The sequence below is a fragment of the Falsiroseomonas sp. genome, assembly GCF_051860665.1.
Taxonomy (GTDB): Bacteria; Pseudomonadota; Alphaproteobacteria; order Acetobacterales; family Acetobacteraceae; genus Falsiroseomonas.
Map to the genome: position 1 here is coordinate 100,369 of NZ_JBHYDM010000009.1, position 16,709 is coordinate 117,077.

Annotated in this window: 20 protein-coding genes; 5 read left to right on the forward strand and 15 right to left on the reverse strand. The window is 72.4% G+C overall.

All coding sequences use genetic code 11. The features are described from left to right. Nucleotides 1-340: 340 nt before the first annotated feature. Both cmk and ACTIF1_RS11925 read right to left on the reverse strand, forming a co-directional pair. Nucleotides 341-988 carry a (d)CMP kinase gene (cmk, locus tag ACTIF1_RS11920; RefSeq protein WP_439596638.1) on the reverse strand — a complete coding sequence of 216 codons (648 nt, stop codon included), beginning with the start codon at nucleotides 986-988 and terminating at the stop codon, nucleotides 341-343. Next, entirely contained in the window at nucleotides 985-2,301 is a 1,317-nt protein-coding gene (locus tag ACTIF1_RS11925; protein WP_439596639.1) for a 3-phosphoshikimate 1-carboxyvinyltransferase, read from the reverse strand. Before ACTIF1_RS11925 ends, cmk begins: the two co-directional genes overlap by 4 nt. 114 nt (nucleotides 2,302-2,415) lie before the next feature. On the opposite strand from ACTIF1_RS11925, the gene ACTIF1_RS11930 reads away from it, so the two are divergent. Next, the gene (locus tag ACTIF1_RS11930; protein WP_439596640.1) at nucleotides 2,416-2,739 is read left to right on the forward strand and encodes a TIGR02300 family protein; all 324 of its coding nucleotides are present in this window, start codon (nucleotides 2,416-2,418) and stop codon (nucleotides 2,737-2,739) included. Between the two features lie 112 nt (nucleotides 2,740-2,851). Here ACTIF1_RS11930 and ACTIF1_RS11935 read toward each other — a convergent pair whose 3' ends face one another. Both ACTIF1_RS11935 and ACTIF1_RS11940 read right to left on the reverse strand, forming a co-directional pair. Further along, nucleotides 2,852-3,364 carry a YdcF family protein gene (locus ACTIF1_RS11935; RefSeq protein WP_439596641.1) on the reverse strand — a complete coding sequence of 171 codons (513 nt, stop codon included), beginning with the start codon at nucleotides 3,362-3,364 and terminating at the stop codon, nucleotides 2,852-2,854. Between the two features lie 4 nt (nucleotides 3,365-3,368). Next, complete coding sequence (locus ACTIF1_RS11940) at nucleotides 3,369-4,613, reverse strand: class I SAM-dependent methyltransferase (RefSeq protein WP_439596642.1); 1,245 nt, start codon at nucleotides 4,611-4,613, stop codon at nucleotides 3,369-3,371. Between the two features lie 100 nt (nucleotides 4,614-4,713). Between ACTIF1_RS11940 and ACTIF1_RS11945 the strand changes: the two genes are divergently transcribed. From ACTIF1_RS11945 to ACTIF1_RS11955, 3 genes are all read left to right on the forward strand, one after another. Next, nucleotides 4,714-5,220 carry an invasion associated locus B family protein gene (locus tag ACTIF1_RS11945; RefSeq protein ID WP_439596643.1) on the forward strand — a complete coding sequence of 169 codons (507 nt, stop codon included), beginning with the start codon at nucleotides 4,714-4,716 and terminating at the stop codon, nucleotides 5,218-5,220. Next, nucleotides 5,180-6,415, forward strand: a complete 1,236-nt coding sequence (gene rlmN, locus ACTIF1_RS11950; protein ID WP_439596644.1) for a 23S rRNA (adenine(2503)-C(2))-methyltransferase RlmN — start codon at nucleotides 5,180-5,182, stop codon at nucleotides 6,413-6,415. Before ACTIF1_RS11945 ends, rlmN begins: the two co-directional genes overlap by 41 nt. Before the next feature lie 61 nt (nucleotides 6,416-6,476). Next, nucleotides 6,477-7,637 carry an MFS transporter gene (locus ACTIF1_RS11955; protein WP_439596645.1) on the forward strand — a complete coding sequence of 387 codons (1,161 nt, stop codon included), beginning with the start codon at nucleotides 6,477-6,479 and terminating at the stop codon, nucleotides 7,635-7,637. Here ACTIF1_RS11955 and ACTIF1_RS11960 read toward each other — a convergent pair. After that, nucleotides 7,597-8,385 carry a hypothetical protein gene (locus tag ACTIF1_RS11960; RefSeq protein ID WP_439596646.1) on the reverse strand — a complete coding sequence of 263 codons (789 nt, stop codon included), beginning with the start codon at nucleotides 8,383-8,385 and terminating at the stop codon, nucleotides 7,597-7,599. The two genes, ACTIF1_RS11955 and ACTIF1_RS11960, sit on opposite strands and share 41 nt — an antisense overlap. Beyond that, nucleotides 8,382-9,392, reverse strand: a complete 1,011-nt coding sequence (locus tag ACTIF1_RS11965; RefSeq protein WP_439596647.1) for an NAD(P)-dependent oxidoreductase — start codon at nucleotides 9,390-9,392, stop codon at nucleotides 8,382-8,384. Before ACTIF1_RS11965 ends, ACTIF1_RS11960 begins: the two co-directional genes overlap by 4 nt. Before the next feature lie 68 nt (nucleotides 9,393-9,460). Between ACTIF1_RS11965 and ACTIF1_RS11970 the strand changes: the two genes are divergently transcribed. Beyond that, nucleotides 9,461-10,312 (forward strand): amidohydrolase family protein, encoded by an 852-nt coding sequence (locus tag ACTIF1_RS11970; RefSeq protein WP_439596648.1) that lies wholly within the window; start codon nucleotides 9,461-9,463, stop codon nucleotides 10,310-10,312. Here the strand turns inward: ACTIF1_RS11970 and ACTIF1_RS11975 are convergent. The 9 genes from ACTIF1_RS11975 to ACTIF1_RS12015 form a co-directional block, all read right to left on the reverse strand. After that, nucleotides 10,297-11,310: an HWE histidine kinase domain-containing protein gene (locus tag ACTIF1_RS11975; protein WP_439596649.1), complete on the reverse strand. Its 1,014-nt coding sequence runs from the start codon at nucleotides 11,308-11,310 to the stop codon at nucleotides 10,297-10,299. The genes ACTIF1_RS11970 and ACTIF1_RS11975 overlap by 16 nt on opposite strands. Nucleotides 11,311-11,366: 56 nt before the next feature. Then, nucleotides 11,367-11,690: a hypothetical protein gene (locus tag ACTIF1_RS11980; RefSeq protein WP_439596650.1), complete on the reverse strand. Its 324-nt coding sequence runs from the start codon at nucleotides 11,688-11,690 to the stop codon at nucleotides 11,367-11,369. After that, on the reverse strand, nucleotides 11,687-12,364 hold the full coding sequence (locus ACTIF1_RS11985) for an AzlC family ABC transporter permease (RefSeq protein ID WP_439596651.1): 678 nt from the start codon (nucleotides 12,362-12,364) through the stop codon (nucleotides 11,687-11,689). Before ACTIF1_RS11985 ends, ACTIF1_RS11980 begins: the two co-directional genes overlap by 4 nt. A gap of 42 nt (nucleotides 12,365-12,406) precedes the next feature. Continuing rightward, nucleotides 12,407-13,228, reverse strand: a complete 822-nt coding sequence (locus ACTIF1_RS11990; protein WP_439596652.1) for an EcsC family protein — start codon at nucleotides 13,226-13,228, stop codon at nucleotides 12,407-12,409. A 25-nt stretch (nucleotides 13,229-13,253) separates the two neighbouring features. Next, complete coding sequence (locus ACTIF1_RS11995; RefSeq protein WP_439596653.1) at nucleotides 13,254-13,646, reverse strand: type II toxin-antitoxin system death-on-curing family toxin; 393 nt, start codon at nucleotides 13,644-13,646, stop codon at nucleotides 13,254-13,256. Continuing rightward, on the reverse strand, nucleotides 13,643-13,867 hold the full coding sequence (locus tag ACTIF1_RS12000) for an AbrB/MazE/SpoVT family DNA-binding domain-containing protein (RefSeq protein ID WP_439596654.1): 225 nt from the start codon (nucleotides 13,865-13,867) through the stop codon (nucleotides 13,643-13,645). The genes ACTIF1_RS11995 and ACTIF1_RS12000 overlap by 4 nt, the downstream gene beginning before the upstream one ends. 63 nt (nucleotides 13,868-13,930) lie before the next feature. After that, on the reverse strand, nucleotides 13,931-15,247 hold the full coding sequence (hslU, locus tag ACTIF1_RS12005) for an ATP-dependent protease ATPase subunit HslU (protein ID WP_439596655.1): 1,317 nt from the start codon (nucleotides 15,245-15,247) through the stop codon (nucleotides 13,931-13,933). Continuing rightward, nucleotides 15,244-15,822, reverse strand: a complete 579-nt coding sequence (hslV, locus tag ACTIF1_RS12010) for an ATP-dependent protease subunit HslV (RefSeq protein ID WP_439596656.1) — start codon at nucleotides 15,820-15,822, stop codon at nucleotides 15,244-15,246. Before hslV ends, hslU begins: the two co-directional genes overlap by 4 nt. Before the next feature lie 55 nt (nucleotides 15,823-15,877). Further along, a complete protein-coding gene (locus ACTIF1_RS12015) occupies nucleotides 15,878-16,705 on the reverse strand; it encodes a metallophosphoesterase family protein (RefSeq protein WP_439596657.1) in 828 nt (275 codons plus the stop codon). Between the last annotated feature and the right edge of the window lie 4 nt (nucleotides 16,706-16,709).

Genomic DNA, 16,709 nt, shown 5'->3' on the forward strand with positions numbered 1-16,709 from the left:
CCCCGATCGCGGGGCATGGGGTTTGCGCCCCCACGGTGCAGGGAAATCCCTGCCGCGGACACGACCTGGCCGAATTCCCTGCAGGAATGCCGGCCCCGAGGATGAAGGCGGAAGGTTCGGTCCACCCAAGCCGGCCCGGCCTTCCTTGCGGAAATGCGCGAGCACCGCGGTCCGGACAGGATGCGGCTGGGCGACGCGGTTACGCCCAAGGGTCCGCGGGAGTCAAGCAGAATTGGGCCAGTGCGCCCGGCGGCGCCGTCATACCAGCCGCACGAAGGTTTCACCTTCGTGCCCCTGAGACGCCGGGCGGGCCGCAGGTCGGGCCTTCGTGCGCTTGATTTCAGTCCTGCGCCATGCGGGCCCGCACCAGCGCCAGGGCGGCGGCAAAAGCCTCCTCCGCATCGAGGCTGGTGGTGTCCAGCAGGGCGGCATCCTCGGCCGGCTTCAGCGGTGCGACGCTGCGCGCGCTGTCCTGCGCATCGCGCGCCCGCATCTCCGCCTCCACCTGCTCCAGCGGCAGGAACTGGCCGCGCGCCCGCATCTCCACCCAGCGGCGCCGGGCGCGCTCCTCCGGGCTGGCGCTGACGAAGAGTTTCACGGGCGCTTCGGGGAAGACCACCGTGCCGATATCGCGGCCATCCATCACCGCGCCATGGCGACGACCGAAATCGCGCTGCCAGTCGAGCAGCGCGGCGCGCACGGCGGGAATGGCGGCCACCGCGCTGGCGGCGCGGTCCGCTTCCGGCCCGCGCAGATCCTCGCGGCCCAGATCGGCATGGGTCAGGGCGCAGGCCTCCGCCGCCGCGGCGACCGGGTCGGTCGGGTCCGCGCCGCGGTCCAGCAGCCGGCGACCGACCGCGCGGTAGAGCAGGCCGGTATCCAGATAGGGCAGGGCCAGCTCCGCCGCGAGGCGGCGCGCCAGCGTGCCCTTGCCGGCGGCTGCCGGCCCATCCACCGCGATCACCAGCCGCCTGGCTTCCACGCTCATGCCGCCCCCATCGCCTCGGTGCCGGCCAGCCGGTTCATCAGCGCTACGAAGCCGGGGAAGGCGTTTTCGATCATGCGGCCATCCTCGGGCTGCGGCAGAAGCTGGACGGGCCGCCGCGCGGCCAGGCCCAGCACCAGCCCCGCCATGGCGATGCGGGGATCCCCCCGGGCCTCGACCACGCCGCCGCCCGGCGGCGGGCCGCCGCAACCCGCGATGACGAAGTCCTCGCCTTCCATCGTCGCGGCGATGCCATTGGCGGCGAGCAGTGCGGCGGTGGCCGCCAGGCGCCCGGCCGCGGCCCGCAGGCCGCGCAGCCGAGTGGGGCCGCGGGCGCAGGCTGCGGCCACGGCCAGCGCCGGAAGATCCGCGATGAGGGCCGCGGCGCGCGGCACCGGCAGGTCGATGCCGGCCAGCACCGAGGCGCGGATATGGAGATCCGCCCCGTCTTTCCGGATATCGCCACCCATCTCCCGCAGGGCGGCGAACAGGCCGGCGCGCAACGGGGCCGGGCCGAGGCCCAGAATGGTGATGGCGGAGCCCGGCACCAGCAGCGCGGCCAGGGCGGCAAAGGCGGCGGCGGCGGCATCGCCCGGCACCGCGAGGGCCGCCGCGCGCAGCTCCGGCTGGCCCACCAGTTCGATCACCCCCCCGGCGCCTTCCGGCGTCACCGTCACCTCCGCGCCGAAATGGCGCAGCAGGGACTCGGTGGTGTCTTGCGTCGCCCAGGCCTCCGCCACGCGGGTGGTGCCGCGGGCGCAGAGCCCCGCCAGCAGTAGGGCGGATTTCACCGTCGCCGAAGGCTCCGACAGGCGAGCATCCAGCGGCAGCGGGTCCGCCGCGCCCTCCACCGCCAGCGGCAGCCGGCCGCCGGCGCGGCTGGTGAAGCGGGCGCCCGTGGCCGCCAGGGGCTGCGTCAGCCGGTGCATCGGGCGGGCGCGGAGGGCGGCATCGCCGGTCAGCACGGCAAAGACCGGGTGGCCTGCCAGCAGGCCGCAGAGCAGTGCCGCGGCGGTGGCGGACCCGCCGATCTCCAGCACCTCCGCCGGCTCCACCAGCCCGCCGATGCCGCGCCCGGCCACCTGCCAGGCCCCACCGCCCCGGCTTTCCACCCGCGCGCCCAGCGCCCGCAGCGCGGCGGCCAGGCGCTGCAGATCCTGGTCCTCCGGCAGGTTGGTGAGGGTGGTGGTGCCGGTGGCCAGGGCGCCGAGAAGCAGGGCGCGCTGGCCGAAGAACCGGTCGGCCGGCACCGCGATGCGCCCGGCCAGCGGGCCGCCGCGGGGCGACATCATCTCGGGTTCGGGCGGGTCCTGCATGACGCGGCGTTTGACATGCAGCCCGGCAAGTGGCAATCGCGCGCACCCTTTACGCCCCGGCTGCTCGCGGACCTCTGCGTGTCGCCGCGGCCTGGCACGAGGCTCTTCTTCCCCATGGCGAAGCCCGAACTTGGACTGAAGCGCGTCTGCGTGTCCTGCGGCACGAAGTTCTACGACCTGACCCGCCAGCCCGCGATCTGCCCGAAATGCGGCACCGAACAGCCGGCCGAGCAGCCGCGCCTGAAGCGCGCCGCGCCGCTGCCGGATGACCGCGTGAAGAAGCGCGCCGCGGTGGTCGATCCCGATTCCGACGAGGGCGTCGAGGTCGAGACGGATGACGGCGACGAGGCGATCGAGGATGCCGAGGAGCTGGAAGACGCGGATGAGGAGCTGGGCGACGACCTGGTGGTCGAGACCGACCGCGAGGAAGAGGTCTGATCCTGCGCAAGACGCCCTCTCCACCCGCAGGGGGGAGAGGGTTGGGTGAGGGGGGTGTGACGACCCTGCGCCTCGCTCGCCGCATGCAAGGCGCTCAGCCCGGCGCCGGCCGTCACACCCGCCCGCGCAGCCGCGCCCAAAGCATCAGCGCGGCGTCATAGGGCAGCGCCGGCACCTCCCGCAGCCGCCAGGCCCAGCGGCGGGGCTGGCCGGTCTCGGACGGCCCGGCCGGCGGCGGCACCGCCAGCGCCTTCACGCCCGCCAGCCGGAACAGCGCCAGGCAGCGCGGCAGGTGGTAGCGATGGGTGGCCAGCCGCACCTCCCCCACATGGCCCATGCGCCGCAGCAGGGCGATGCAGGCCAGGACGGAGGAGAAGGTATCCGTCCCCGTCGGTTCCTGGTGGATCCGCGCCTCCGGCACCCCCGCCTGCATCAGGATCGCCGTCATCACCACGCATTCGGCCGGCGGGTTCCGGCCGATGGCCCCGGTCGGGATGTAGAGGGTGGGCGGGGTCTGCCGTTCCCCCCAGGCGCGCGCCGCCTGCACCCGGGCCCGCAGCGCCGGGCTGGCAGAGCCATCCGGCCGCACCGCCGCGCCCAGGATGATGACGGCGGCCGGGTCCATCCGGTCAGGCCGGCGCCGCCACCAGCAGCCGGTTCATCCGCTCCATCGCATGCACCAGCGCCGCCCGGTCGCGCAGCGCCTGGTCGCGGGAGGCACCGCCAGCCACCACGGCATCGAGGATCGCACCCCAGGGCGTCACGCCATCGATGCGCGCGAGCAGGGCGGCGGCCAGGCGGGGCAGCGGCACCGCCACGCGCAGCCCATCGAAGCTGACCGGCAGGATGCCATCCGGGCGCAGCGACCGGGCCAGCGCCGGCCCGTCCAGCTCCCGCAGCACCGGCACGGCGGTCTCCTCCTCAGAGGGCGCGGGGGCCACCGGCTCGCGCGTCAGATAGGCGATGTGGATGCCCATATTGCCGCAGATCGCCTCGGCGAGCGCCGCGCGCGCGATGGGGTCCAGCCCCGCGGTGCGGGCGCGCAGCTTCGGGTCCGCCAGGTAGCTGTCCGGGTCGTAGCGCAGCGGCTCCACCAGGCAGGCGATGCGCAAGCCCGCACCGGCCACCAGCGCGGCCAGCTGCGGCACGGTGAAGGCGCGGTCGCGCGGGTTCAGCAGCAGGTCATAGAGCCCGGCATCGCCGCCCTTGATGTGGTCGTCGATCCAGGGATTTTTCCGAAGCCACGCCGTCTCGGGCGTCTGCTTCCAGAGGCGTTTCGCCAGTTCCACACGGGCGGCGGGGGGCTCGTCGGGGGGCGCAAGAAGCCGCAGCGCGTCCTGCAGCATATAGACGCCGGTGCGGCCATGCGGGGCATAGACCATGATGCCGATGCCGCCCCCGGGGGCCAGCACGGAGGCGAGCGCCGCCAGCCCTTCGGCCGGATCCGGCAGGTGGTGCAGCACGCCGCAGCAATCGATGTAGTCGAAGGGGCCGAGGCCGGAGCCCGGCAGATCGAGCAGCGACCCGTCCTCGAAGCGGAGGTTCTGCAGCCCCCGCGCCGTGGCGCGCGCCTGGGCCACGCGCTTCGCCTGCGCGGAACGGTCCAGCCAGGTGACCTCGCCCGGCCGGCCCAGCGTCGTCATCTGCTGCGCCAGCATGATGCTGCCATCGCCCGATCCGCCGCCGGCCATCAGCGCGCGCAGCGGCTGGTGCGCGGGGCGGCGGCCGCCAAAGACCCAGTGGTCGATCTCCCGCAGATGGGAGGGGCTGCCGATCACCAGGCGCTTCGCCTCGTCCCGCGCATCGCGCGCGGGATAGGGATAGGCCTCGTACTGGGCGGCGAGCTGGGCGTCGGTGGGGTCGCGTGGGGTCATTGCCGCCTGCATAGAGCAAGCGCGGCCCGCGCGGAAACGGGAGGCCGGGTCCTGCGCTTCGCGGGTTGCCCCTGCCAGGGTGGCGCCGTATCTACGGCACATGGTCCGTATCGCCCTCCCCCTCATCGCCGCACTGGTTCTTCCCTTTGCCGCTGAGGCGCAGCGCGCCCAGCCGCAGCGATTGGGCGCACATAATGCCTGGACGGCCGCGACGCATCAGGAAAACGGCCAGAAGGTGTGCTACGCCTTCACCCGCGCCCAGGCCGAAGGCGCCGCGGCGCAGGCTCGCCAGAATGTGACGCTGACCGTGACGCATCGGCCGGCGGGGCGCGACCAGGTCGCCGTCTCCCTCGGCACGCCGCTGCCGCGGCAGGCGCAGGTGTCCATGACGGTCGGCAGCACCGAGTTCCAGAGCTATGGCACCGTGCAGTCCAGCGCCTTCTTCCAGAACAGCGACGGCCTGATCGCCGCCCTGCGCGGGGGGCGGGAGGCGGTGGTGCGCAGCCCCGGCGCCGGCCGCGCCACGGTGAGCGACACCTTCTCCCTCTCCGGCTTCACCGCGGCCTATGAGGCGATCTCCCGCGAATGCCCGGCCGGGCGCCGCTGAACCCGTGAGCCAGGCCGCCCCCGATACCGACCTGTCGGAGGGCGAGCGCGCCCGCATCCTGGCCAAGGCCGCCATCTTCGCCCCGCCGCCCGCCACCCTGCCCGATGGCCGCCGCGACCTGGTGGGCCTGACGCGGGAAGAGCTGGCCGCCGAGATGGTGGCAATTGGAGAAAAACCCTTTCGGGCGAAGCAGCTCTGGCACTGGATCTACCACCAGGGCGTGACGGATTTTTCCCGCATGCCCTCCATCGCCAAGCCGATGCAGGCCAGGCTGGCGGAGCGTTTCGTGGTCGGCCGGCCGGAGGCGGCGACGGTGCAGACCAGCACCGACGGCACCCGGAAATTCCTGTTCCGCTATCGCGACGGGCAGGAGGTGGAGACGGTCTATATCCCCTCCCCGGATGAGGATCGCGGCGCCGTCTGCATCTCGACCCAGGTGGGCTGCACCCTGTCCTGCAAGTTCTGCCACACCGGCACGCAGAAGCTGGTGCGGAACCTGGGCGCGGCGGAGATCGTCGGCCAGTTCATGGCGGCGCGCGACAGCTACGGCGAATGGCCGAGCCCGAAGGACGGCACGGCGCGGCACCTGTCCAATATCGTCGTCATGGGCATGGGCGAGCCGCTCTACAACTACGAGAACACGGCCAAGGCGATGCGCATCGTCATGGACAATGAGGGCATCGCCCTGTCGCGCCGGCGCATCACCCTCTCCACCTCCGGCGTCGTGCCGATGATGGATCGCTGCGGCGCGGAGCTGAACGTGAACCTCGCCGTCTCCCTGCATGCGGTGACGAATGAGCTGCGCAACGAGATCGTGCCGCTGAACCGCAAATATCCGATCGAGGAGCTGATGGCCGCCTGCCGGCGCTATCCGGGCGCCTCGAACGCGCGGCGCATCACCTTCGAATACGTCATGCTGCGCGGCGTGAATGACAGCCCGGCCGAGGCGCGGGAGCTGGTGCGGCTGCTGAAGGGCCTGCCCGCCAAGGTGAACCTGATCCCCTTCAACCCCTGGCCCGGCAGCCCCTACAAGACCAGCACCGGGGAGGCCGTGCGCGCCTTCGCCGAGATCCTGGAGGCCGGCGGCTATTCCAGCCCCGTCCGCCGCCCGCGCGGCCGCGACATCTCGGCGGCCTGCGGGCAGCTGAAGACGGAAAGCGAGCGCGTGCGCCGCGTGAAGGTGGACGCGGCTTGAGCCCGCTGCCGCGGGACGCCGCGTGAGCACCCCGCCGCGGCCCTCCCCCGCGGCGTTCACCATGAATCCCCCCATCTGGCTGATGGCGCTGGCCGCCTTCACCATCGGCTGCGGCATGCGCATGCTGGACCCGCTGCTGCCCATGCTGGCGCGGGAATTCGGCGTGGGGCTGGGCGCGGTGGCGCCGCTGATCGGCGGTTTTGCCCTGGCCTATGGCATCGGCCAGCTGGTGATGGGGCCGCTCGGCGACCGCTTCGGCAAGATGCGGATCGTGGCGATCTCCATGGGACTGTACGGCATCACGCAGATCGCGGCGTCGATGTCCGGGGATCTCGGCACGCTGCTGACGGTGCGGGTGCTGGCGGGCTTCGGCTGCGCGGCGGTGATGCCGCTGTTCATGGCGCATATCGGCGACCAGGTGCCCTATGACCAGCGCCAGGGGATGATCGGCCAGCTGATGACCGGCATGGTCGCCTCCCAGCTGCTGGCCGCGCCGCTTTCGGGCACCGTCGCGGAATATGCCGGCTGGCGCACCGCCTTCCTGGGCCTCGGGCTGATGACGCTGGGGATGACGGTGTTCTTCGTGGCGAAGCAGGGCGCCGGGCTTTGGCAGCGGCCGGCCGGGGGCGGCCGGACCATGGGGCTGTCGGGCTTCCTGCGCATCCTGGAACGCCGGCCGGGCCGCCGGCTGCTGATCGCCGCCGCCGCGGACGGCTTCTTCCTGTTCGGCGGCGCCTTTCCCTTCCTGGCCTCGCTGCTGATCGAGCGCTTCGGGCTGACGGCGGCCACCGCCGGGCTGGTGGTGGCCAGCTTCGGCCTGGGCTCCTTCGTCTATACCCAGAGTGCCGCCGGGCTGGCGCGGCGGTTGGGGGAGCGGCGGCAGGTGCTGTGGGGCGGCATCGGACTGACCTGCGCCATGGTGATCTTCGCGCTCGCCGGCGCCTGGTGGATGGTGGCGCTGGCGCAATGCGCGGTCGGGCTGCTGTTCTTCATGCTGCATGGCGTGCTGCAGGCCCGCGCGACGGAGGCCCTGCCGGAGGCGCGGGGCACCGCGGTGGCCGCCTTCGCCATGGCGCTGTTCTTCGGCCAGAGCCTGGGCTCGGTCGTCTTCGGCAGCCTGATCGTCGCCGCCGGCTATGCCACCGCCTTCCTGGTCTCCGGCGCCGGGGTGCTGGGGCTGGCTATCTGGGCGCGGGCGCGGCTGTTGAACCAGCCGGGCTGAGCTGTGGCGCGGCCATCTGCCGCAGCTCCTCCGCCACCAGGGTTTCCATCGCGGCCTCCAGCCCCTGCAGCGCCGCGGCCCCATCAGCGCCGTCCATCACGCGATGGTCGAAGGAGAGAAACACCTCCACCCCGCCATCCGGCGCGATCAGGCCGTAGGAGAGGAAGCAGGGCAGCACGCTGACGCTGTCCACGATCACCGCCTCCCCACCCAGGGAGGAGATGGCGAAGGTGCCGCCATAGCGCAGCAGCGGCGTGGCGCTGGCCAGCGCCCAGCGCAGCATCAGCCGGCGCAGCGGCCAGGGCAGGCGGGCGAAGCGCAGCAGGCGGTGGAAGGGCCGGCAATCCCCGGGCGGTGCGGTCTTCGTGTGGTGCAGCTGGGCGGCGAGCGTGGCCAGCGGCGTGGCATGCGGCTCCGTGAAGCGGGCGATGGCAAGAGTCGCCACCCCCTCATGCTGCCGTTCGACCAGCACGCAGCCGATCGCATGCGGCACTTCCAGCAGCCGGGGGGCGGGCAGCGTGGCATGCAGGCGGCGCAGCGCCGGCTGCGTCTCCGCCGCCAGCGCGAAAGCCTTGGCGAACAGCACGGTCCAGGGCGGCCGTGGCGCGGGCAGGGAGCTGCGGGCGGCGAGCGCGCCGGGGATGATGAGCCGCGCCGTCAGCGTGCAGCGCGGCACGCGCAGCGAGGCCCAGGACAGGTCGGCGATGGTCTGCCGTCCGGGCGAAAGCGGCAGTCGGCGCGGCCTCACGGGGCCGCCTGCCCCTGCCACCAGCGCCGCAGCCGGTGGGCGGATTCGGCATTCACCGCGCCGGGCGGCATCTCGCCCCGGGCCAGGGCGGCGACCTGGCGCACCGTATCCATCGCCTGGTGCTCCGCGGCTTCGGGCGTGAGGCCGCCGATATGCGGGGTGGCGACGACATTGGGCCGGGCGGCGAGCGCCGGGTCCGGCCGCTGGTCCCGCGCGCTGCCGACATCCATGGCGGCGCCGCGCAGCCGGCCGCCATCCAGCGCCGCGGCCAGCGCCGCCTCATCCACCAGCTCGCCCCGCGACAGGTTTATCAATAGGGCGCCGTCCTTCATCGCCGCGAAAGCGGCGGCGCCGACGATATGGCGCGTCTCCGGCGTGGAGACTGCCAGCGGCACCAGGAAATCCGCTTCCGCGAAAACCTGCTGAAGGCTGCCTGCCGCCTCGATGCCGGGCTGGTCGGGCGGGCTATAGGGGTCGTGCACCAGCACCCGCATCCGGAAGGCTTGCGCCAAATCCGCCAGCCGCCGCGCGATGCGGCCCCAGCCGATGATCCCGATCGTCTTGCCCGAAAGCTGCGTCCCCATGCGCGAACCGGGCGGCTGGCCCTGGTGGTAGGCGCCGGCGAGTGAGGAAACGCCGCGCGCCAGGTCGATCATCATGCCGATGGCCAGCTCCGCCACGCTGTCCACGAAGCCGGGCGTCGCCTGGGTCACCAGCACCCCGGCGGCGGAGGCGGCGGGAACCTCGATGGTGGAGATATCCACGGCCACCCGCAGGAAGGCGAGCAGGTCCGGGGCCTGGGCAAAGGTCTCGGCCGTGCCGGGGGTGGCGCGGTCGGCCACGATGCAGTGGCAGCCGGCGGCGGCCCGGGCCAGGGCGGCGCCGGAGAGCGGCGTCTCGCCGGTATGCAGCGTCACCTCCGCCACCTGGCGCAGGGCGGCCAGCGGCGCCTCCGCGTAGTAGCCGCCGCGCATTTCCGGCGTATGCGTGAGAAAGACCCGCAGCACGATGTTTCATTCCCCCCTGGCTGCGCCCGTCTTCCGGCGGCCTGTCCTGTGGCAGTAGCCTATGCGGCATGGATGATGCCGCCAAAATCCCCTTTACCGAAGCGATGGCGCCGCCGCGCCTGGCGGTGCCGCCCGGCGCGGTGGATTGCCACCACCATGTCTATGACGGCTCCGCGCCGGTGGCGCCCGGCGCCCGCCCGCATGGCAGCGCGACGCTGGCGGACCATGCGCGGCTGCTGGCGCGGCTGGGCGTGGATCGGCATGTGCTGGTGCAGCCTTCCACCTATGGCCTCGACAACACCCTGCACCTGGCCGCGCTGCAACAGGCGGGGAAAGCGCGGGCGCGGATGGTGGCGGTGGTGCGGCCGGAGGCCGATGCGGGCGCGCTGCGCGAGATGGCGGCGGCCGGCGTGGTCGGCGCGCGGGCCAACCTGGTGCAGGGCATTCCGCTGGCGCCGGCGGATGTGGCGCCCCTGGCCGCGCGCATGGCCGATCTCGGCTGGCACCTGCAGGTCTTTGCCAGCGCCGATCTGATCGCGCAGCTGGCGCCGGTGCTGCGCGCCGCCCCCTGCCCCGTCGTCTTCGACCATCTTGCCCAGCTGCCGCTTGCGGACTGGGCGGCGCATCCGGCCTGGGGGGTGGTGATGGACCTGCTCCAGGCCGGGCGCGGCTGGGTGAAGCTTTCCTCCCCCTATAGCCTGGACCAGGCCAGGCCGGAGGCGGTGGGCCCGCTGGCCCGGGCGCTGGTGGCGGCGGCGCCGGAGCGGATGGTCTGGGGCACCAACTGGCCGCATCCCAATGCCACCACCATCCCCGATGATGCCGCCTTGCTCGACCTGCTGGCGGATTGGGCGCCGGGGCCTGCGACCCGGCAGGCGATCCTCGTCGGGAACCCGGCGCGGCTCTATGGCTTCGATTGATCGTCCGGCGGCTGCCCGGCCCAGCCGGAGAGCGGGAAGCGCAGCTCCGCCCGCAGCCCATCCGGCGACCATTCCAGGCGCTGGGTGCCGCCGAGGCGGCGGATTTGCGACTGGATCACCGCCATGCCGGTGCCCTTGCGCGTCGGCGGGGTGGTGAGCGGGGCGCCGCCCTGCTCCACCCAGCGCAGCACCACCTCCGACCCCTCCGGCCGCGCCGCGATCCGCACCTGGCCCTGGGGCGCGGCGAGCGCCCCGTGCTTCGCGGCATTGGTCGCCATCTCATAGAGGATCATCGCCACCGGCTGCACGGCCGGCGCCACCAGGTCCGGCACCTCATCCGCCTCCAGCGTGATATGGTCCCGATAGGCGGCGAGTTCGGAGGCGATCAGCAGGGCGAAGGCGGCCGGGCGCTGCGCCGTCTGGTCCACCAGCGTCTGGGTGCGGGCCAGCGAGAGGATCCGCCCTTCCAGCCGCCGCTTGTAGTCCGGCACATCCGCCGCCTGGGTCAGCCGCACCAGGGATTGCACGACGGCCAGGGTATTGTTGGCGCGGTGGTTCACCTCCCGCACCAGCAGGCTGCGACGCGCCTCGGCCTCCGCCAGGTCGGTCACGTCGCGCAGCATGCCGACGATGTGGGTGCGCGCCCCGGGCGGGCCGAACATGCGCCCCAGGAATTCGATGTGGCGGATGGCGCGGTCGGTCTGGCGGATGATGCGGACGCGCTCGCAATAGATGTCGCGGTGGCGCTCGCCGCGCAGATCGGCCTCGAAGGTGGCGCGGGCGGCGGCCAGGTCCTCCGGGTGGTAGCATTCCCAGAAGCCGGTGCGCTCCACCGGCATATGCGGCGGCACGGGCAGGCCGAACATGGCGAAGGCATTGGGCGAGACCACCACCAGCCCCGTCGCCATGTTGGATTCGAAGAAGGCGATGCCGAAATTCTCCATCGCCAGGCGCGCGCGTTCCCGCCCTGCCTCCGAGCCCAGGTCGAAGCCGATCATCCGCGCGACAATCCCTGCAGGCCGCCACCCTCTCCCCTTCTTCAACCGGGAGTGTATCAGCCCGTTAAGACGCGGGCCAGCAGCAGGGCCGCAAGACCTGCGGCCATCGCGGGCAGAAGGCGGCCCGGCAGCAGGCGGAAGGCCAGGAAGCCGGCCGCCAGACCGGCCAGCCGCGCCGGCCAGGGCACCGTGGCCAGCAGCCCCGCCGGGGCCGCGATCGCCAGGGTGACGAAGGCGGCCAGCGTGGCGACGGAGACGGCGGAGGCCCAGGCGATGGCCGGGTGATCCGGCCGCAGCGCGCCGCCCAGCAGCAGGCCGAGGCCGCGCAGGGCCAGGCCGATGCCGATGGTCAGCAGCAGCGCCCAATCCGCCTGGCTCACCGCCGGCGGGTCCAGAGGAAGGCCAGCGTCCCGCCCAGCAGCCCGGCCAGCGGCAGCCCCCAGGCGCCGCCCACGCCGTAGGCCAGGGGCGCTGCGAGCACGCCCGCGACCAGCGCCGGGGCGACGCCCGGCCGGGCGGCATCGGCCGCCAGCAGCAGCGCGAAATACAGAGGGTTGGCGAAGAGCAGCGCGGCGCGGAGCTCGGCTGGCAGGTTGGGTGCCGCCAGGTGCCCGGCGGCGGTGGCGGCCATGGCGGCGCACCAGGAGGCCAGTGCGAAGCCGAGAAACCAGGGCAGCCGCGCAGGCTCCGGCAGCGAAGGCAACACGCGCATGCCCGCGGCCCAGGGGGTGATGGCGATGAAGGGCAGCACGAGCCAGCGCCGCCCGCCGCGGCCGAGCAGCGGCGCGATGGCCACCGCCATGGGCAGGAAGCGCGCATTGGCCGCCGTCGCCGCGATGGTGGCCGGCAGCGCGGCGCCGCCGCCGGCCGCCAGCTGCAGCAGCACCAGCTGCCCGGCCATGCCATAGACCGCGCCGGTGCAGAGCAGCGCCCAGGGCAGCGAGAGCCCGGCCTCCGCCACCGCCGCACCGAAGGCCAGGAAGGTGGCGCCCATGGCCAGCGCCGGGGCGCCGAGCGCCTGCGAAACCCCGCTTCGTGCCGCGCCCGCTGCCATGCTTGGCAGAGTGGCGCGGTCCGCGGCGGGAGTCGCCCCCCCTCAGTTCATGAAGCGGGCGTCGCGCTGGGTGGCGAGTTCCTCATAGGCCGCCTTCACCGCCACCTTGCCATGCAGGCGCTCCAGCCGGCGAACCGTGAAGTGGCCCTCGGCGATGCCCCGGAAGTGCTCGAGGAAGGCGATGTTCACCGCCGCCCCCGCCGCCGCGCCGAGCACCGGCGCCGCCTGCGCCGAGAGTTTCAGCGCCACCGGCCCGCCGAAGCGCGCGGCGATGGTGCCCAGGAAGCCGGGCAGCAGCGCGCCGGCCATGCCCTTGCCGACCGCGCCCTTCAAGGCCTCCGCCAGCGCCAGGCGGACGGCGAAATAGCCGGATTCGGAGGCGTCATCCTGCTTGTCCCGGCCGCCGAGGGCAAAGACCTTCAGGCATTCGGCGGCGATCAGCGGGTCGCCAAGGGTTTCGCCATTCGCCTCCGCCACCGCCGCGATCTGGCGCAGCAGCAGGGTGGTGGAGACGGGCAGTTCCACCAGCGTGCCCGGCAGGCCAAAGGCGCCACCCGCCGCGCCGGCCGCGGCCGCCAGGCCCCGGTGGAACCAGGCGGCCGGCAGCGGCGTGGGATTGGCCGAGGGCTGCGCCTTCAGCGCGGCCTGCATGGCGCTGGAGAGCGCGCGCTTCACCGCGCCGTCCAGCATGGACTGCGCCGCGCCGGGCAGCCGGTTCTTCAGCGCCTCGATCGGCGTGCCGATGGCGGCCGAGAAGCGGGCGGCAAGCGACACATCCTCCAGCTGCGCCACGGCGCGCGCCAACTCAGCACGGGCCTCGGCGGGCAGGATGTCGGGGGGCGGGGGGGCGAGGGTGATGGACATTGTTGTCATATAGGGATGCGCCGCTTCAACTGCGCGGGCTGCTGCGATCACGCAACCAGGCGCAGAAGCCTTCTTCCGGCAGGTCACCCGAGGCCAGGTCCACCATGGCCGCCACGGCCTCACCATCGGGCGCGTCCACCCACTGCCCATTCAGATGCAGAAAGGTGACCGCGGCGATGAAGGCGGCGCGCTTGTTGCCGTCGGCGAAGGGGTGGTTGCGGGCGATGCCAGTGGCATAGGCCGTGGCGAGACGAAAGATATCCGTCTCGCTTTCATAAGCGTAGCGGTTCGGCGCCTTGGCCAGCGCGCTGTCGAGCAGGTTCGTGTCGCGGAGGCCAGGCAGCCCACCATGCGCGCCCAGCCCTTCCTGATGCAGAATCATCAGGATCTGGCGCGACAGCCAGATCGGCTCCTTCATTTAGCGAGTTCGCGCAGCACGTTGCGATAGCGCTTCATCACTTCGCGTCCGACCCGAAGCTGCTCGGCCTCCTCCGGATTTACGGCCATCAGCATGAAGCCCTCGGGCGTGTTCACGACCTCCAGCGTATCGCCTTCCTGCAGGTCGAGCTTCGCAAGCATCTCCTTCGGCAGGACGACGCCGACAGAATTGCCGATGGAGCGCAGCTTCAGGGTGGCCATGTCGAGCCCTCCGTTGATACGGCGGTTATAACAGGCCGCCCGGTCCTGTGTCCACTTCCGGGGCTACAGGATGAACTTCGACAGATCCGCATTCCCCGCCAGCGGCGCCACGCGGGTCCGCACCAGCTCGGCATCCACCGAGATGCTCTCCCCGCCCCGGTCCGAGGCGGTGAAGGAGATCTCGTCCAGCAGCCGCTCCATCACCGTGGCCAGGCGCCGGGCGCCAATGTTCTCCACCGTCGCGTTGATCTCGGCGGCCAGGTCCGCGATGGCATCCGTCGCGCCCTCGGTGATGTCGAGCGTGACACCCTCCGTCCCCAGCAGCGCGATATACTGTTTTACCAATGAATGCTCGGGCTCCGTCAGGATGCGGCGGAAATCCTCCCGCGTCAGGGCCGACAGTTCCACCCGGATCGGCAGGCGGCCCTGCAACTCCGGCAGCAGGTCGCTCGGCTTGGCCTGGTGGAAGGCGCCGGAGGTGATGAACAGGATATGGTCGGTCTTCACCGGGCCATGCTTGGTCGTCACCGTCGTGCCCTCGATGAGGGGGAGAAGATCCCGCTGCACGCCCTCGCGCGACACGTCGCCGCCGCGCACGCCGCCCTCGCCGGTGCGGGCGCAGACCTTGTCGATCTCGTCGATGAAGACGATGCCGTTGTTCTCGGCATTGGAGATCGCCTCGCGGGTCAGCGCCTCCTGGTCCAGCAGCTTGTCGGCCTCGTCCTTGATCAGGTGCTGGCGGGCTTCCGCCACCTGCATCTTGCGCGGCTTCGTCCGCCCGCCGAACATCTTGCCCAGCATCTCCTGCATGTTCCCCATTTGCGGGGGCATGCCGGGCATGTCCATCATGCCGATGGGCGCGGCCTGCTCGGCCACCTGCACCTCGATCTCGCGCGTCTCCAGGCTGCCCTCGCGCAGCATGCGGCGGAATTTCTGGCGGGTTTCGCCGGCGGCGCCCTCGCCCACCAGCGCCGTCACCAGCCGCTCCTCGGCATTCAGCTCGGCCTTGGCCTGCACGGCCTTGCGGGACTGGTCGCGCGTCTGGGTGATGCTGACCTCGATCAGATCGCGGATGATGCTTTCCACGTCGCGGCCGACATAGCCGACCTCGGTGAACTTCGTGGCCTCCACCTTCAGGAAGGGGGCATTGGCGAGCCGCGCCAGGCGGCGCGCGATCTCCGTCTTGCCGCAGCCGGTGGGCCCGATCATCAGGATGTTCTTCGGCACCACCTCCTCCCGCAGGCCCGCGGGAAGCTGCTGGCGCCGCCAGCGGTTGCGCAGCGCGATGGCGACCGCGCGCTTGGCGTCGTTCTGGCCGACGATGTGGCGGTCGAGCTCGCTGACGATTTCCCGCGGGGAAAGATTCACGGTTTCCGTCACGATTCGATGGTCTCCAGCACGATATTGCCGTTGGTGTAGACACAGATGCCGGCCGCGATGGCCATGGACCGCTTGGCGATCTCCTCGGCCGAGAGCCCATCCACCGGCAGCAGGGCGCGCGCCGCGGCCAAGGCGAAATTGCCGCCGGAGCCGATGCCGATGATGGCGTCCTCCGGCTCCAGCACATCGCCCTGGCCGGTCAGCAGCAGGCTGCGCTTGCCGTCGGCGACGGCCAGCAGCGCCTCCAGCCGCCGCAGGTAGCGGTCGGTGCGCCAGTCCTTGGCGAGCTCGACGCAGGCGCGCTCCAGCTGGTCCGGGAAGCGCTCCAGCTTGGCTTCGAGGCGTTCCAGCAGGGTGAAGGCATCCGCCGTGGCGCCGGCGAAACCGGCCAGGACCTTGCCCTGTGCGATGCGGCGGACTTTCCGGGCATTGCCCTTGACCACGGTCTGCCCGAGCGAGACCTGGCCATCGCCGGCCATGGCGACGCGTCCGTCCTTGCGGACGCAGAGGATGGTGGTGCCGTGCCAGCCCAGGGGGTCGTGACCGGAGGAGGGAGGTGCGTGTGTCGCGTGCATCCAGCCCAGATGGCGCGGGGCGGGGCCCGCGGCAAGCCACCCCACCCCGGGCGCCCTATGCGGCGGCGCGCGGGTAGGTCTGCGCCCGCAGCGCGTCGAGGTCCGGCGTCTCCATCCCCTCGGGCGCAAGCAGCACCGTCTCAACATGATCCTCATGCAGGTGGTGCAGCAGCGCCCCACACACCCTTGCGCCGGGCAGGCCGGGCTGTTCGGACGGGTGCACGATGAAGGACAGCGGCGGGGCCCAGGCATAGCTGACGCGGCCCAGCATCACCTGGCGGTGCAGGTGCAGATGGCCGGAGGCGACCAGCCGCAGCCCGGGATGCTCCAGCACCGGCAACAGCGCGGCGCGGGCCTGCGGAGGGACCGACCAATAGTCGAAGGTCGGGTCGGCAAATTCCGTCACGAAGACCGGCTTGTGCAGGAACAGCGCGATGCGCCGATCGCCGGCGCCGGCCGCCGCTTCCGCGATGAAATCGGCCTGCGCCGATTCCTCCGCTTGGCCGGTGCCCATCACCTCGGAATTCAGGCCGATGACGCGCCAACCCGGCAGGTCCACCAGCCCGCGGCCGGGCCCGCAATGGGCGCGGAACCGATCCAGCCGCGCGCTGTCAAAAGGCTGGCGCGGCATGGTGTGGGGGTGGCTGCCGGTGTCGTGGTTGCCGGGCAGCGCCAGCAGCGGCGCCGGGAAGGCGCCGTGCAGTGCGGCGGCCAGCGCCAGATCCTCGTCATGATCCGCGCCATCCAGCGACAGGTCGCCGGAGGCCACGACCAGATCCGGCGGCGAGGCCATCGCCATGGCGTGAATCCGGGCAAGGTTGCCGCGGAACAGGTCGTTCCGCGGCGAGAGATGCGCGTCGCTGAGCTGCAGGATCGACGGCACCTGG

What these genes read in the sequence shown, in the direction of transcription:
- ACTIF1_RS11930 (WP_439596640.1), top strand. Translation starts at nt 2,416, where the DNA reads ATGGCGAAGCCCGAACTTGGACTGAAGCGCGTCTGCGTGTCCTGCGGC.
- ACTIF1_RS11955 (WP_439596645.1), top strand. Translation starts at nt 6,477, where the DNA reads ATGAATCCCCCCATCTGGCTGATGGCGCTGGCCGCCTTCACCATCGGC.
- ACTIF1_RS12000 (WP_439596654.1), bottom strand. Translation starts at nt 13,867, where the DNA reads ATGGCCACCCTGAAGCTGCGCTCCATCGGCAATTCTGTCGGCGTCGTC.
- ACTIF1_RS11940 (WP_439596642.1), bottom strand. Translation starts at nt 4,613, where the DNA reads ATGACCCCACGCGACCCCACCGACGCCCAGCTCGCCGCCCAGTACGAG.
- rlmN (WP_439596644.1), top strand. Translation starts at nt 5,180, where the DNA reads ATGAGGCGATCTCCCGCGAATGCCCGGCCGGGCGCCGCTGAACCCGTG.
- ACTIF1_RS11975 (WP_439596649.1), bottom strand. Translation starts at nt 11,310, where the DNA reads ATGATCGGCTTCGACCTGGGCTCGGAGGCAGGGCGGGAACGCGCGCGC.
- ACTIF1_RS11985 (WP_439596651.1), bottom strand. Translation starts at nt 12,364, where the DNA reads ATGGCAGCGGGCGCGGCACGAAGCGGGGTTTCGCAGGCGCTCGGCGCC.
- ACTIF1_RS11945 (WP_439596643.1), top strand. Translation starts at nt 4,714, where the DNA reads ATGGTCCGTATCGCCCTCCCCCTCATCGCCGCACTGGTTCTTCCCTTT.
- ACTIF1_RS11970 (WP_439596648.1), top strand. Translation starts at nt 9,461, where the DNA reads ATGGATGATGCCGCCAAAATCCCCTTTACCGAAGCGATGGCGCCGCCG.
- ACTIF1_RS11925 (WP_439596639.1), bottom strand. Translation starts at nt 2,301, where the DNA reads ATGCAGGACCCGCCCGAACCCGAGATGATGTCGCCCCGCGGCGGCCCG.
- ACTIF1_RS11990 (WP_439596652.1), bottom strand. Translation starts at nt 13,228, where the DNA reads ATGTCCATCACCCTCGCCCCCCCGCCCCCCGACATCCTGCCCGCCGAG.
- hslV (WP_439596656.1), bottom strand. Translation starts at nt 15,822, where the DNA reads ATGCACGCGACACACGCACCTCCCTCCTCCGGTCACGACCCCCTGGGC.
- cmk (WP_439596638.1), bottom strand. Translation starts at nt 988, where the DNA reads ATGAGCGTGGAAGCCAGGCGGCTGGTGATCGCGGTGGATGGGCCGGCA.
- ACTIF1_RS11935 (WP_439596641.1), bottom strand. Translation starts at nt 3,364, where the DNA reads ATGGACCCGGCCGCCGTCATCATCCTGGGCGCGGCGGTGCGGCCGGAT.
- ACTIF1_RS11995 (WP_439596653.1), bottom strand. Translation starts at nt 13,646, where the DNA reads ATGAAGGAGCCGATCTGGCTGTCGCGCCAGATCCTGATGATTCTGCAT.